This window comes from Actinoplanes sp. NPDC049118 (genome assembly GCF_040648555.1).
Taxonomy (GTDB): Bacteria; Actinomycetota; Actinomycetes; order Mycobacteriales; family Micromonosporaceae; genus Actinoplanes.
Genome location: NZ_JBEZDY010000012.1, coordinates 270125 through 284635, shown reverse-complemented (window position 1 = coordinate 284635; position 14511 = coordinate 270125). Strand labels below are relative to the sequence as shown.

Here is a 14511-nt window from a genome sequence, read left to right as displayed (position 1 = left end):
CCCCGGCGTCACGCCCCCTTCACCAGGAACGGAGTTCTCATATATGTCCACCACCAGCAAGCGGCTGCGCACGCTTACGGCTATGGGCGCCATCGGGACGACCGTGGTCCTCGTACTCGCCGGCTGTGGCGCCCGAGCCGGCGACGAAACGGCCGGCAGCGGGACGTCAGCGGCACCCAGCTGCGTCGACACCTCCGGCGACACCATCAAGCTCGGCTTCCTCAACTCCCTCACCGGCGGCATGGCGATCTCTGAGAAGACCGTCTCCAACGTGCTGCACATGGCCGCCGACGAGATCAACAACGGCGGCGGCATCCTCGGCAAGAAGATCGCGTACGTCCAGGAAGACGGCGCTACCGACTGGCCCACCTTCGCGGAGAAGACCGAGAAGCTGCTCACCCAGGACTGCGTCGCCGCGATCTTCGGCGGCTGGACCTCGTCCTCTCGCAAGGCCGTCAAGCCGGTCGTCGAGAAGCACAACGGCCTCTTCTTCTACCCGGTGCAGTACGAGGGCCTCGAGTCGTCGCCGAACATCTACTACACCGGGGCGACGACCAACCAGCAGATCATCCCGGCGATGGACTTCCTCGCCGGCCGGGGGGTGAAGAAGCTGTTCCTCGCCGGCAGCGACTACGTCTTCCCGCGCACCGCGAACGCGATCATCAAGCTGTATGCGGCCAAGCTCGGCATCCAGATCGTCGGGGAGGAATACGTACCCCTCGACAAGGACGATTGGACCAGCCAGGTGGCGAAGATCGTGGCGGCCAAGCCCGACTTCATCTTCAACACCATCAACGGCTCGTCGAACGTCGGCTTCATCAAGGCGTACTACGACGCCGGCCTCACCGCCAAGACGACGCCGATCATCTCGGTGTCGATCGCCGAGGAGGAGGCGCCGGCGATGGGCCACGAGGTCACCGGCCACTACGCGTCCTGGAACTACTTCCAGTCGCTCAAGACCGACACCAACCCGAAGTTCATCGAGAGCTGGAAGGCCTACCCCAACAGCAGCGGTGTCACCTCCGACCCGATGGAGGCCGCCTACATCTCGCTGTACCTGTACAAGGCCCTCGTCGAGGCGGCCGGCTCGTTCGACGTCGACGCGGTGAACGCCGCAGCGAAGAAGAACCCCATCACGTTCGACGCGCCGGAGGGCAAGGTCACGCTCGACGGCGACAACCACCACATCTCGAAGCCGGGCCACATCGGCCAGATCAACTCCAACAACCAGTTCGACATCGCCTGGGCCTCCGACAAGTTCATCGAGCCCGACCCGTACCTCGAGGGCTACGACTGGTTCCCGGCCGACATCCGCAAGCAGCTCGTGGACGCAGCGGGCTGATCGCCCGACCCCCACGCGGACGCGGGGTTGCGTGTCGCCTGCGGCATGCAACCCCGCGCACCCGGACCGCGAACATCAGGCAAGCCCCTCCCCCGCCATAGAGAGCGAGAGCACGTGGACGCACTGATAGCACCGCTGCTGAACGGCAGCGCACAAGGTGCGCTGCTCCTGCTCGCCGCGCTGGGCCTCTCGCTCACCTTCGGCCAGATGGGCGTGATCAATATGGCCCACGGCGAGTTCCTCATGATCGGCGCCTTCACCGCCTACCTCGTCCAGCAGGTCATCGCCTACAGCGACCTGTCGATCCCGGTCGCGCTGCCGGTCGCGTTCGTCGTCGCGGGCCTGTTCGGCCTCCTGCTGGAGGTCACCGTCATCCAGTGGATGTACCGCCGGCCCCTCGACACCCTGCTCGTCACGGTCGGTGTCAGCCTGATCCTGCAGCAGGCGGCACTGCAGATCTTCCCGTCCCAGGGCGTCCCGGTGGAGAAGCCCGGCTGGCTCGACGGGCAGCTGAACATCCTCGGCTACGAATGGCCCCTTCGGCAGCTGTTCACCATCCTGCTCGCGGCCGTCTGCGTCGCCGCACTGGCAGCCTGGCTCAAGTACACCTCGTTCGGCCGCCGCATCCGGGCGACAGTGCACAACCGGGACCTCGCCGAGACCTCGGGGATCTCCACACGCACCGTCGACCGCCTCACCTTCTTCGCCGGGTCGGGTCTGGCCGGGGTCGCCGGCGTGGCCGCCTCGCTCATCGGCGGCACGAACTCCCAGATGGGCGTGCAGTACATCATCGCGGCTTTCCTCGTCGTCGCCGCCGGTGGCATCGGCCAGCTCAAGGGCACCATCGTCGCCGCGTGGACGGTGGGCGTCGCTCTCTCGTACTTCGCCTACTGGACGACCGGCAGCTTGGCGCAGGTGCTCGCCTTCATCCTCGTGATCGTCTTCCTGCAGCTCCGCCCGCAGGGCCTGTTCACGGTGCGAACCAGGAGTCTGGTATGACCAAGTTGAAGCCATGGATCTCCCTCAGCGGCATCGGCGTGTTCGCCGTCCTGCTCCTCGCGGTCGCTCCCCTTGTGCTCACCGACCACTGGCTCAACAACCTCGGCAAGTACTGCTGCTGGGCCATCGCCGCCGTCGGCATCGGCCTGGCGTGGGGCCGAGGCGGGATGCTCGTGATGGGGCAGGGGGTGTTCTTCGCCCTCGGCGCCTACTCGATGGCCATGCACCTCACGCTGGAGACCGCCGGCGACCGGATCCCGGGGTTCATGGTGCTCTACGACCCGCTCGCGCCGCTTCCGGTGTTCTGGGAGCCGTTCCGCAGCGCAGGGTTCACCCTGCTGGCGATCGTGCTGCTCCCAGTGCTCCTGGCCGGCAGCCTCGGCTACGCGCTGTTCAAGCGCCGCGTGAAGGGCGCGTATTTCGCGATCCTGACGCAGGCGCTCGCCGTCGCGCTGGCCACCCTGATCAGCTCCACGATCCGCGAGACCGGGGGCGACACCGGGCTCAGCGACTTCAAGTACTTCTTCGGCTTCGTACTGAACGACCCGGCGAACAAGCACATGGTGTATCTCATCGCGGCCGCGCTTCTCATCGTGTGCCTGCTCGCGGTGTGGCAGCTCTACCGCAGCCGCTTCGGTGAGCTCCTTGTCGCCACCCGGGACGCCGAGGAGCGTGTGCGCTTCCTCGGCTACGACCCGGCCAACGTCAAGCTCGTCGCCTTCGTCGTCTCCGCGCTGATGGCAAGCATCGGCGGAGCGATGTTCGTGCCCATCGTCGGCATCATCACTCCGGCCGAGATCGGCGCCGCCGCCTCGATCCTCATGATCGCGGGCGTAGCCTTCGGCGGCCGTGCATCGCTCTTCGGCCCCGCGCTCGGCGCGATAGCGGTCGGATGGGGGCAGTCGAGCCTCGGCTCGACCTGGCCCGACGGCTGGACCTACATCCTCGGTCTGCTGTTCATCGTCGTGATCCTCTTCCTGCCGAACGGGCTGTCGTCGCTGTCGGCCAGATTCACCGCAGCGCGCCCGAGCCCCGACCGACAGCCCGCCCCGGCGATCGTTGCCGCAGAGCTCGAAGAGGTGAGGTCATGACCGACGCTTCGCTTGTTGTCACGGACCTGCACGTCGAGTTCTCGGGCTTCGTCGCGGTCGGCGGCGTCTCCTTCGACGCGTACCCCGGCGAGGTCCGGTTCCTCATCGGCCCGAACGGCGCCGGCAAGACCACGTGCATCGACGCCATCACGGGGCTGACCGGGGCCACCGGGTCGGCGAGACTCGGCGAGAAAGAGCTGCTCGGCAGGCCAGTGCACAAGATCGTCCGCCTCGGGGTCGGCCGCACGTTCCAGACCGCGAGCGTCTTCGACGAGCTCACCGTGTTGCAGAACCTCGACATCGCCGCCGGACGCCACCGTCCCTCGGCCTCGCTGCTGCGGGCCCGGCGGGGCACCGACGCGTCGATCGAGCAGACGCTGGAGGAGACCGGACTCGCCGGCGAGCTCGCCACGCCGGCCGGCATCCTGTCGCACGGCCAGAAGCAGTGGCTGGAGATCGCGATGCTGCTCGTGCAGGACGCGAAGGTGCTGCTGCTCGACGAGCCCGTGGCCGGCATGAGCCAGGACGAGCGCACCGCGACCGGCGAGCTTCTTCAGCGCATCGCGGCAAAGCGGATCGTGCTCGTGGTCGAGCACGACATGGACTTCATGCGCCGCTTCGCCACGCGCGTGACAGTGCTGCATCAGGGCAGGGTGCTCTCGCAGGGCACGGTGGCCGAGGTTCAGGCCGATCCCAAGGTGCAGGAGGTCTACCTCGGCACCGCGGGCGCCCCCACCACGGCCGCCATGTCGGTCGTGCCCGAACCGGCGGCCGGGACGCAGAAGTGGGAGGAGGACTGACATGCTGGAGCTCACCGACATCGAGGCCGGTTACGGGCGCACGCGGGTGCTACACGGCGTGACGGTGCCGTCCGGCAAGGTTGTGGCCGTGCTCGGCCACAACGGCGCCGGCAAGTCGACCCTGCTGCGTCTCGCGATCGGCCTCATCAAGCCGTCGAAGGGCCGCGTGGTGTTCGACCGCGAGGACATCACGTCGCTCGCTCCCAACCAGCGCGTTGCTCGCGGCATGGCGTACGTGCCGCAGGGTCAGCAGTCGTTCGGCCAGCTGACGACGCTGGAGAATCTGCAGCTCGTCGCCGACGGGCGCCGCGGCGGCAAGACCCTCATCGACGCGCAGCTGGCTCGCTTCCCCGCACTGGAGCAGTTCGCCGCCCGGAAGGCGGGCCTGCTCTCCGGCGGGCAGCGCCAGCAGCTCGCGATCGCCCGCGCCCTCATCACCGAGCCGAAGCTGCTCATCCTCGACGAGCCGACCGAGGGCATCCAGCCCACGATCGTCGCCGAGATCGAGCAGACCATCATGCAGCTGGCCGAGGAGGGCATCAACGTGCTGCTCGTCGAGCAGCACATCGGCTTCGCCCTCGAGGCCGCCGAGCGCTACGTCGTACTCGCCTCGGGCCACGTCACACAGACCGGAGAGGGTGGCAAGGCAGCCACCTCCACCGTGCGAGCCGCCATGGCGATCTGAGCCGGCATGACCCACGCCCGCAATGCCGTCGTAACACTGGACAGCGACGATGCCCCAACGCAAGGTGCCTTAGGGGATGCCACTGTGTCGACGGACAACGCGCGCGCGGCCGCAGAGGACAGCCTGGAGGACTACGCCTTCCGCTATGTGCCGCGCACCTTCCGGCGCTGGAGCGCGGCCTCCGTCGGAGCGACCGCCCTCGGGTCCATCGCGTTCCTCGCCGACTTCTCGATCGGCGCGAGCATCGGCATTGACCACGGCACCGCCAATGCCATGCTCGGCATCGTGCTCGCGTCGGTCATCATCGTCATCGTGGGCGTGCCCGTCGCCTACTACGCCGCCCGCTACAACCTGGACCTCGACCTCATCGCCCGTGGCTCGGGATTCGGCTACTACGGCTCCATCATCACGACCGTGATCTTCGCGGGCTTCACCTGCATCTTCTTCGCTCTGGAAGGCGCCATCATGGCGCAGGGTCTCCGGGTGGCGACGGGGATGCCGCTGTGGCTCGGCTATCTCATCTCGACAGTCGTCGTGATCCCGATTGTCGTCCGCGGCATGCGTGCACTGGAGCGCCTGCAGTCATGGACCACGCCCCTGTGGCTCGCCCTCGCCCTGCTGCCGTTGCTGTGGATCGTCGTCTCCGACCCCGAGGCGGTACCCGCCTTCACGTCGTTCACCGGCAACTCCGACGGCTCGATCAGCTTCGGCGCCGTGGTCTCGAGTGCGGCGGTGTGCTTCGCCCTCACCCCGCAGCTGGCGGAGCAGATCGACTACATCCGCGCCATGCCGCCGCGCACGCCGTCGAACGCCCGCTCGTGGTGGACGTCGTTCGCGTTCGCCGGCCCGGGATGGGTCATCTTCAGCGGCACCAAGCAGGTGATCGGGGTGTTTCTCGCCGTCTACCTCCTCGTGAAGGTCGAACCCACTCTCGGGAACCAGGCGACCGAACCGGTCAAGCAATTCGTCGTGATGTACCAGACCCTCCTCCCAGACTGGCTCGCCATCGTTCTCGCCCTGGTGCTCATCGTGGTCGCGCAGGTGAAGATCAACGTGACGAACGCGTACTCGGGCTCGCTCGCGTGGTCGAACGTCTTCACCCGGGTGGCGAAGCACTACCCGGGCCGCACGATCTTCGTGCTGTTCAACCTCGTGATCGCATACGTGCTCATGATGCTGGACGTCTTCACCCTCATCTCCTTCGTGTTGAGCCTTTACGCGAACGTCGTCATGGCATGGCTCGTGACGATCGCCACCGATATCGCGATCAACAAGTGGGTGCTGCGCATCTCGCCGCGTTTCCCCGAGTTCCGCCGCGGCATGCTGCACGACTGGAACCCCGTCGGGCTCGTGTCGGTAGGGCTCGCCTCGGCGCTTTCGCTGCTCGCCTTCGCCGGGGTATTCGGCGCCGCCGTCAAGCCGTTCTCGGTGCTCATCGCTATCGGCGTCGCGGTCGTGGCCACGCCGGCCATGGCTCTCGCCACGCGGGGGCGCTACTACCTGCGCCGCCGCTCCGACGGCATCGACTCCCCCCGGTTCGACGACAACGGCAACCCCTCGGGCGAGCGGCTCCGCTGCCATGTCACCGGGTACACCTTCGAGCGGCCGGATATGCTGGCCTCGGCCGAGAGAGGACCGCACGGCGAAGTGCAGTACGTCTCGTCGCTGGCGCTCACGCTCGACGATTCCGATCACTACGTGCTCCCGCCGGAAGTCACCGGACCCCCGCACCGGGCGGCCGCCCGAAAGAGGGAGACGTGATGGAGGAGTCGGTCGACACCGCGACCGCAATTCTCGCGAGCGCCGCGGTGCTGCTGCGCGAGCGCACGTTCGACGACATCTCCTATCGTGTCCTCGCCGACGAGGTCGGCATCTCGGAGCGCACGATCTACCGCCAGTACCCCACGCGCGCGCACCTGCTCGCCGCACTCTCGAACTGGATCGAGCAGACCTGCTTCCCGCTGCCGCCGTTCGTGACCGTGCCCGATTTCTGCGCCGCCGTGCATGAGCGCTTCCGCGCCTTCGACGCGTCGCCCGCGTACGCGTACGTCGGCGCGCGGGCGTCCGCGATCTCGCCGACACTCGACACCGAGCCGGCCTACATCACGCGTGCGATCGAGGCGATGCTCGACGTGGCGGCGCCGACGCTCAACCGACGGGACCGGCGGCGGGTCGCGGCATCCCTGCGATACTTCTCGTCGGCGATGTTCTGGGCTCGGCTGCGCGCGGGCTTCGACCTGGATGCCGGCGAGATCTGCGACGCGTTCGACCGCGCTGTTGGCACCGTGCTCGCGAGGCTGCCCGACGCGACGTGGGCGGAGCCGTGACCGAGCGTAGCGAGGAAACCAGGAAGCTCAGACTCGAAAGGTCACGACGCCGGGGGAGCGAAGCGGAGGAGGCGGCGTGACCGGGTCGACGGCAGTCCCGGCGCTGAGCGGCACGCAGCGGGCGATCCTCGCCGCCTACACCGAACTGATCGAGGAGCTCGGCAGCGACGACGTGTCGTACCGGGTCATCGCGCGCCGAGCCGGCATCGCCGAGCGCACGGTGTTCCGCAACTATCCCACACGCGTCGACCTGCTGCTGGCGACCGCAGCCTGGATCGAGGCGACGCTGTTCGCCCGCGAGGAGTCGGACTCGATCTTCGACATCCCCCTCGCGATCCGAGACGCGATGCAGCGGTACGACGCGCGGCCGGAGCTCGCACACGTCGTCGCCGAGACGGCGATGCGCGGCGTGAACGGCGCGGCGCCGTCGCCGGGCCGGGCGCAGCTCGAGCGGCTGCTGGATGCCGAGGTGCCATCCCTCGACGCGGCACAGCGCAGGGCGGTCATCGCGGCGCTGTCGCACCTCGACTCCGTCGGGACCTGGGTGACGTTCCGCCGCGAGTTCGGTATGGACCGGCGAGACATCGCCGACGCCGCCGCGTGGGCGGCGGAGGCGGTGCTCGACAGCATCCGCGACCGCGTCGCCCCGTAGCGGGGCGCATAAGCCCAGCTCGCGGGCGGGTTCCGAGCGTAGACGTCTAGTTGGCCGGTGTTTCTCGATCGGTTCTGGACAGTTCGGGCGGAACTGGTCTTGGGTGCCTGTTCATGCCGGCCACCCGTGCTTGGAGAGCCTGGATGAGGACGGGGATCCCGGCGGCGCCGAGCGTCTCTGCTGTAGCGACGAGGCCGGGGATCCCGAGGCTGGCGCCAATGCTGTGATCATCGATCCGGGAGGCTGGGCTGTCGTCCATCAACGTGCGAGCAGCGGACCACACCGAGAGCGGGTGTTGTCCGAACCGCTTACCGATGCGGTCGCCGGTATCAAATCTCCGCGAAATCGGGCGAATCTCGACAATAACCCCCCGGATCGACCGGAGACTGCAACGTGCCAATTGTTGATCTTGCGCCAAAATGTACAAGATCTTTCGTGGGGCGGGCGGGACTCGAACCCGCGACCGAGGGATTATGAGTCCCTCATACACCCCCATCCCCAGCAGGTAATACACCCATTTGGGCCGGTTCATTGGGTGCATGTTGTACGCGCAGTGACGTCGTTTAGCCCCGATTTGCTTCGGATCTGTCCCCCGGGGGACAGGTAGGCTGGCGATCATGGCAGGAAGCATCGAGCCGAAGAACAGCGGCTGGCGGGTGGTGTGGCGCTTCAACGGCCAGAAGCAGCACACCGTGCCTTGGCCCGAAGAGGACATTGCCAAGAAGGCCTTGGGGATCGTGCAAGCCTTCGGCGGCAAGATCACGAAGCAAGATGTCGAGACCGCAATATTGGGCTCGGACCCACGACAGGACGAATCCACCGCTCCAACCCTCCGGGTGTGGTGTGCAAGGTGGTTGCCGGCGAAGACCCGCATCACACCGGGGACGCGGCGCAGGTACGGCCGGCAGTTGGAGTTGCGGATCCTTCCCGCTCTTGGCGATCTTCTGGTCGACCAAATTATGCCAACAGATATTGGCAAATTCCTAAATGATCTGCGAGCCGATGGACTAAGCAACGCAACTTTGACCCGGTACTACTCCGTGCTCCACGGCGCTTTAGAAGCGGCGATCAAAGAAGACCTACTCGAGGAAAACCCGTGCGATGGCACCGACTTCGTGCGTGATCAGATCGCGGATGACGATACCGGCGTCGAGCACCGCGTGTATCTGACTCCCGAAGAGTTTCAGCTGACATTGAAGGCATTTGACAAAGATGCTCGGCTGGTCGTGGAAGTCCTCGCCGAAACCGGGTGTCGGTGGTCAGAAGGCACCGCGCTGGGCGTGCAGCATCTAGTTGCTCCCAGCAAAAACCGCGGGCCACGCATTCGTATCTGGCGCGCGTGGAAGCAGGACGAAAACAATCGCTGGTACCTCGGCTCAACCAAAGGACGACAGAGACGCACTGTTGGAGTTAGCTACGGCCTGTATCAAAAACTAGTAAAGGCCGTCGCGGGACGCTCGAAAGACGCGTTCATCCTCACCGCTCCGAAAGGGGGACATGTCGTCTATGGAAACTTCTACCATCGCCGCTGGCTTCCGGCTATAGCACGCGCTCAGCGTTGCAAAGTACACCCCCCGGCACCCGAGGGAAAGCCGATGGACAGCGCGACCGGACTCTGCTCCGACTTCGGTGGACGCAGGTCCAACGGCAAGCCCTGCGGAGCAAAGGTCGTGCCTGGCTTCACCCGTTGCCGCAGCCACAGCGGACCTGCGCGCGATGCGGTATCAACATGCGACTGCGCCGATGTGCTACACGTTCGGCCCACTCCACACGACCTTCGGCACACGCACGCATCTTGGTTGTTCGCGGATCCCAACGTTGCCCCTTTGGCAATATCGAGGCGCCTCGGCCACGCCAATCTGCAGACCACCAGCGAGATCTACGGTGGCCTGATGCCAGAGGCAGAGGAAGCGGCAGTGAAGGCGATCTCAAGTGCGGTCGGCAGGCGAGAGAGGGCTGAGAAGAATGCATCGCGTCGCACGGAGGTGGGACCGCACCGACCTGACCCGGTGCGGGCACATGCATCGCTGGCCCGGCGACATGTCCGGCGTTCGGTGGTGTTTCGTCAACCTGTCACACAGGCGGCGTAGGCGCGAAGGGCTTGCTAGTCGGACGGAGGGGGTGAGGAGCACCGGCACGCATGGACCTGGCGGAACAGACACACCGCACCGCACAGTCGTTCATGCCGCTCGCGGTCAAGCGGGGTATACATTCCGAAAGCCAATGGGAAACAGCGACCGCTCGGCATTCCCGTCATCTCGGACCGCGTCCAGCAGGCGCGGCACCGTAACGCACTGGAACCCGAATGGGAGGCCCGTTTCGAACCCAAGAGCTTCGGGTTCCGGCCGGGGCGCAGCCGCCAGGACGCTATCCAAGTCATTCACGTGACGGCATGCGGCGCGACCGCGCAACGTCTGTGGGTCCGCCAGCAGGACCGCGAAGCGGCGACGTGGTCGGCCCGGCGCCGATTGATCAACTGGACTGACCAGAGATCGTGTTAGGAGCCTTTAATCACGTGACCTTTGCGCAATGAACTTGCAGTTATGAGGATCGCCGATTCTGTCCGCCGACTGCGGCGAATCTTCGAGACTGATGTGACCCCCCTCCCCGGCGGTGACTGGGGAGAGGGGTCAGCAAAGCATCTAAAGGTCAGGTGATGGGTCGAATGTTCCAGTGCTCGTTAGCGGTGTAGAAGTCCTGATAAGACATCAGGTGGTATCCCGTTTCCTCTTCATAGCCGCCACCACTGACGATTCCTACGGCTTTAACTGTAGGGCCATCGGTTGTGAAAACCGGTCCGCCACTATCCCCCTTTACGGTGCTCTTCTTCTTGTTTTCCGCGAGGATGAGGTCGGAGTAGCATTCCTTCTTGCCACTGTACGTGTCTGGCCTATTCGGCGGGGTGCAGTATCTGGTTTGGAGGTTCCGCCTGTTCCTCCAATTGCAGGATGCTCTCTCGCTCAAGGATCCCGATACGCACACGAGTTGACCCGCTTTCGCCTTCCTCCATCCGGTGACGGGTTTTGTGAATGACTTAAGGTCATCGGTGTATTCGTCCCTGCCGCCATCCCACATGAATCGGTTGGCGTCAGTGCGGATCAACGCCAGGTCCATTTTCGACCATTCATGCGATACCTTGCCGATGGTGCGGCTTCCGTTGCCGTTTTTCCATGTCTGGCCGGGGTATACGCAGTGCGCTGCGGTGAGGATGAACTCCTCGTTGCCATTGGTAACACCGAAGCCTGTCGTGCACTGCACGATATCGTTTTTCCAGTCGGCGTACATGCGACCTCCGCCCGCGAAGGAACTGTGTTTCGTCCCATTCCATCCGTCGTTGTATCGAGTGGAGGGGCCGGATCCCGCCGTGGGGGACGGTGGGTTAGCCACGATCACTTCGATGGGAATGCTGGAGGATGATGCAATGTGGTAGGCGGACGATCGCGGGGCGGCCCCGTCGCTGGTTCCTACAACGATCTTGTTTCCTTCGACGGGGATTTCGATGGTTTGCATGTTCGTGGCAGCATCTCGTTCCATCTCCGAGAAGAGTTGGTCTGCTCGTGCCTTCAGTTCAGTACCTGAGTAGGTGGCTTGGTTGACGACGACTGGCGCGATTGTGCGCGCGTCATCAATGGCTTGCTGGACGTTGCTCGGAACCACGCCCTTCCACCACACAGTCACGGCGCTGTCGCTGAGTTCGATGCTGGTGTACCCTGCCGGATTTTGAGTGTCGACAACGTCCGAGATCTTGTCGGCCGCCTGAATGAACCTCTCTTGTGCCTTCATTGCAGCCGACTCTTCATCGGTGGTATCCGACTGAGCTACGGCAAACGGATACGCGGATATTCCCGAAGGGTTTCCATTGCTGTCCACGGACTGCACATAAAGGGTGTGTTTTCCTGCGGTGGCTGGCGCGATGGAGACCTGGGCCTGCCCCGTGGGGGCGGATTCGGCGTTCACCACGTTTGCGGGAGGGGCGGCGTCGAGTCCGTACTTGTAGTACGCAACGTTTGACATGCCGGCGGGACTGAAGGTGAAGGTTCCACTCAATCCCGGAGATCCGGAAGTCGAATTGCTGACGTAGGTATCCGATGAGATCGAAGGTGCTGTCGTATCGATGGTGAACTCGCACCACGGTGACCACGGCGAAACGCGTATGCCGTCGGACGCCTTGACACGCCACTTGTACGATGCGGCGTTCGTCATGTGGCCAGCTGGCACCAAGGCGCTGGCGGTGTCTTCCACAGCAGTCGAGTAGGTTACGGTGCTGATACTCGAACTGCCGGCAAGGGTCCACCACTCGAACGTGATACTGACGGTCGTGGAATCGATGTCGTAGTAAGACGCCGACAGTTTCGGTGTGGTGGTGTTGATCGACGGACGGCTAGCGCCGGTGGCGCAGGTGCCAGTGGAGTCCTGGATCAACGATGTCGCGGGTTCGGTAAAGGCCCTGGCGAGGTTGGGAGTGGTCGCGCCAGTGACGTCAACGGTGAACTCGCACCAGTTGCTGGGGGCGGCGGAGACTGTGCCGTCCGCGGTGAGGCCGTAGGCACGCCAGGAATAGGTCATGCCGTCGGTCAACTCCTGGCTAGCGGGGATCGCGGCCCGCACGACGGATCCAGAGGTCGAGGTGGTGGCGGTGGTGAGCTCGCCGACCTGAACGCCCTTGGACCACCATTCGAACTTGGCGCCGACGGTGCTGTTGTCGTCGCTCACGACAGCCCCGAGGCTGGGCGTGGTGGTGGCGATGAGCGGCCGGCCGCTGCCGGTGGTGCAGGTGGTCGCCGGGGTGGTGGATACGGCGCCGATGGTGGGCTTGTTGTCGTAGGTGACGGTGACCTGGGGCAACTTGGTGGTGTCGGTGTAGTCGGCGGAGTAGAAGTTCTTCGCCGCGGCCGGATGGGACTCGTCGCTGGCACGCAGGCCCATGTGGCTGACGTCAATGCCGGCGTCAGCGGATCGCTGGAAGAAGCCGGCCATGTTGTTCATGTAGACGCGGCCGCCAGCGATGCAGCCGTTGAGGCCGCTCTTGGTCGCCGAGGAGGCGTCGTCCTTGTATCGCCATTCCGGCTGATTGGTCCACCGGGTCGAGGTGTTCGCTCCACCGATGATCGTCCAGGCTTCCCAAATCTGATTGGTGCACGTGTTGGAGGCCGAATTCCACAGGCTCAACGAGGCGGTCGAGATGTGCTTGCCCTTGAACGCCGACGTGTTCCAGTTCAGATACGCCCGGGCGACCTTGCCGCTCCACGCTCCGATCTGCAGGTACGTCGAGGTGGTCTGGTCAGTGGTGAGACCGTCACGGACCCAGGTGTCGTAGGTGTCGTTGTTTGTCGTGGTGACCACGGGGTCAATCGTCACCGGATAAACGGTGTCCGGATCGGTGAGGAAGTCCATGTCCGGAGTGAGGGCCAGGTCGACCCCGGCGCCTTCGATCGGCGCCCGCTTACCCGTCTTGCGGGTGGCGTTGCGGTGCTTGGCCGTCACCCCGACGCGCCGCTGCACGGCGGGCTCGCCGGTCACCTTGTCGGTGCGGGCATCCCACATCAACGGCTGAGGGGATGACGCCACTACCTCGTTGCTGGCGTCGAGCAGCGTCAGAGCGCCGTCCTTGTCCAGCTTATGGGAGGTGGCGTCGACTCCGGTGATCGGCATTGTCAGCTTCGCGACCTGCGCCGCCGCAGTGCGCTTGCGGACCACGTAGAAGCTCTCGACACCCTTGGGCGTCGCCTCCACGACCAGGTCGATGTTCGGCTTGACGTTGTGGTAGGTCGCCTTAGACCCGGTCAACTCGGGCTCCGGAAGCTTCCCGTCGAAGCCCATGGCCACTTGGTCGCTGCCGGACCCGAGCACGGCGAGCTCGTGCACGCCGGCGACGTCGACCGCGCCGGACAGCCGCAGCTCGTCCGGGTGCGCGACCGGCGCGATGGACCCGTCCGGCTGACGTACCAGCCGCAGGTCGACCGGCACCCACGTGTTGTTCTTGCGCGCCCGGACCGGAGCACTGCTCAGCTCCACCTGAACCTGGCCGTCCGGCAACGCCCACGACTGCGAGGTCTCCGACGTCGCCGCATCGATCAACACGCGATCTCCGCAGTTCTCCGCCATGGCGGTGGCGGCGGCCTCGGTGGCCTGCGTGGCGACGCACGCCAGCGCGGCAGGTTCGACCGGCAAGGCCGCAGCCGCCGGAACAACCTGCAAACATGCCAATCCTGCAGTCATCAGCGACACCGGCAGCGCCAGTACGAGCCGACTGTTCCAGGCGCCAGGCGAGTGCCCGCTCCTGCCGAGCCGTGCCTGCGACAAACGGCCGCGAAACTTGGTGCGAGACCCCACTTCAGTCCTTCCCGGATTCGGATTAAGGGGAGAACCGTATGGCATGAACACTGTGCGTAACGTCTTCTTGACTGCCGCCGGGTGCGCGTGCATCGTAGGGTTCTGTCATGGATTGTCCGTTTATTCCGATTTCTACTGAGTCAATCGAGCCTTTCGGCTGAGGATGGTCCACCCGAACAAACGGTCAGGAAGACCGCCACGCGGCTTTCACAAATTGGTCCGCGAGGACACACATTCTGGCGTCGATGTGATCTGACCCCTATTCGTCAAAGGGAACTATGG

Annotated in this window: 11 protein-coding genes and 1 tRNA gene; 10 read left to right on the top strand and 2 right to left on the bottom strand. The window is 65.1% G+C overall.

What is annotated here, in order from left to right:
- Positions 1-43 precede the first annotated feature (43 nt).
- The 8 genes from urtA (at position 44) to AB0B58_RS21125 (ending at position 7896) form a co-directional block, all read left to right on the top strand.
- Complete coding sequence (gene urtA, locus AB0B58_RS21160) at positions 44-1342, top strand: urea ABC transporter substrate-binding protein (protein ID WP_360225860.1); 1299 nt, start codon at positions 44-46, stop codon at positions 1340-1342.
- A 114-nt stretch (positions 1343-1456) separates the two neighbouring features.
- Positions 1457-2341: an urea ABC transporter permease subunit UrtB gene (gene urtB, locus AB0B58_RS21155; RefSeq protein WP_360225857.1), complete on the top strand. Its 885-nt coding sequence runs from the start codon at positions 1457-1459 to the stop codon at positions 2339-2341.
- Positions 2338-3432, top strand: a complete 1095-nt coding sequence (gene urtC / locus AB0B58_RS21150) for an urea ABC transporter permease subunit UrtC (protein ID WP_360225854.1) — start codon at positions 2338-2340, stop codon at positions 3430-3432. Before urtB ends, urtC begins: the two co-directional genes overlap by 4 nt.
- Positions 3429-4232 carry an urea ABC transporter ATP-binding protein UrtD gene (gene urtD, locus AB0B58_RS21145; protein WP_360225851.1) on the top strand — a complete coding sequence of 268 codons (804 nt, stop codon included), beginning with the start codon at positions 3429-3431 and terminating at the stop codon, positions 4230-4232. Before urtC ends, urtD begins: the two co-directional genes overlap by 4 nt.
- Before the next feature lies 1 nt (position 4233).
- A complete protein-coding gene (locus tag AB0B58_RS21140) occupies positions 4234-4917 on the top strand; it encodes an ATP-binding cassette domain-containing protein (protein ID WP_360225848.1) in 684 nt (227 codons plus the stop codon).
- 6 nt (positions 4918-4923) lie between these two features.
- On the top strand, positions 4924-6678 hold the full coding sequence (locus AB0B58_RS21135; RefSeq protein ID WP_360225845.1) for a hypothetical protein: 1755 nt from the start codon (positions 4924-4926) through the stop codon (positions 6676-6678).
- The gene (locus tag AB0B58_RS21130) at positions 6678-7244 is read left to right on the top strand and encodes a TetR/AcrR family transcriptional regulator (RefSeq protein WP_360225842.1); all 567 of its coding nucleotides are present in this window, start codon (positions 6678-6680) and stop codon (positions 7242-7244) included. The genes AB0B58_RS21135 and AB0B58_RS21130 overlap by 1 nt, the downstream gene beginning before the upstream one ends.
- Before the next feature lie 76 nt (positions 7245-7320).
- Positions 7321-7896: a TetR/AcrR family transcriptional regulator gene (locus AB0B58_RS21125; protein WP_360225839.1), complete on the top strand. Its 576-nt coding sequence runs from the start codon at positions 7321-7323 to the stop codon at positions 7894-7896.
- 436 nt (positions 7897-8332) lie between these two features.
- Here the strand turns inward: AB0B58_RS21125 and AB0B58_RS21120 are convergent.
- Positions 8333-8396, bottom strand: a tRNA-Ile gene (locus AB0B58_RS21120).
- Positions 8397-8513: 117 nt separating this feature from the next.
- Here AB0B58_RS21120 and AB0B58_RS21115 point away from each other — a divergent pair.
- Together AB0B58_RS21115 and AB0B58_RS21110 are read left to right on the top strand one after the other, a co-directional pair.
- Positions 8514-9986, top strand: a complete 1473-nt coding sequence (locus AB0B58_RS21115) for a site-specific integrase (protein ID WP_360225836.1) — start codon at positions 8514-8516, stop codon at positions 9984-9986.
- Positions 9987-10106: 120 nt separating this feature from the next.
- Positions 10107-10397, top strand: coding sequence for a reverse transcriptase domain-containing protein (locus AB0B58_RS21110; RefSeq protein WP_360225922.1), 291 nt, complete (start codon positions 10107-10109; stop codon positions 10395-10397).
- Positions 10398-10545: 148 nt separating this feature from the next.
- Here the strand turns inward: AB0B58_RS21110 and AB0B58_RS21105 are convergent, their stop codons facing one another.
- Complete coding sequence (locus AB0B58_RS21105; protein WP_360225833.1) at positions 10546-14115, bottom strand: trypsin-like serine protease; 3570 nt, start codon at positions 14113-14115, stop codon at positions 10546-10548.
- Positions 14116-14511 lie beyond the last annotated feature (396 nt).

Bases quoted from the DNA above. Each gene is read 5' to 3' on its own strand.
- urtA (WP_360225860.1), top strand. From the start codon at position 44: ATGTCCACCACCAGCAAGCGGCTGCGCACGCTTACGGCTATGGGCGCC.
- urtC (WP_360225854.1), top strand. From the start codon at position 2,338: ATGACCAAGTTGAAGCCATGGATCTCCCTCAGCGGCATCGGCGTGTTC.
- urtD (WP_360225851.1), top strand. From the start codon at position 3,429: ATGACCGACGCTTCGCTTGTTGTCACGGACCTGCACGTCGAGTTCTCG.
- AB0B58_RS21140 (WP_360225848.1), top strand. From the start codon at position 4,234: ATGCTGGAGCTCACCGACATCGAGGCCGGTTACGGGCGCACGCGGGTG.
- AB0B58_RS21135 (WP_360225845.1), top strand. From the start codon at position 4,924: ATGACCCACGCCCGCAATGCCGTCGTAACACTGGACAGCGACGATGCC.
- AB0B58_RS21130 (WP_360225842.1), top strand. From the start codon at position 6,678: ATGGAGGAGTCGGTCGACACCGCGACCGCAATTCTCGCGAGCGCCGCG.
- AB0B58_RS21115 (WP_360225836.1), top strand. From the start codon at position 8,514: ATGGCAGGAAGCATCGAGCCGAAGAACAGCGGCTGGCGGGTGGTGTGG.
- AB0B58_RS21105 (WP_360225833.1), bottom strand. From the start codon at position 14,115: ATGACTGCAGGATTGGCATGTTTGCAGGTTGTTCCGGCGGCTGCGGCC.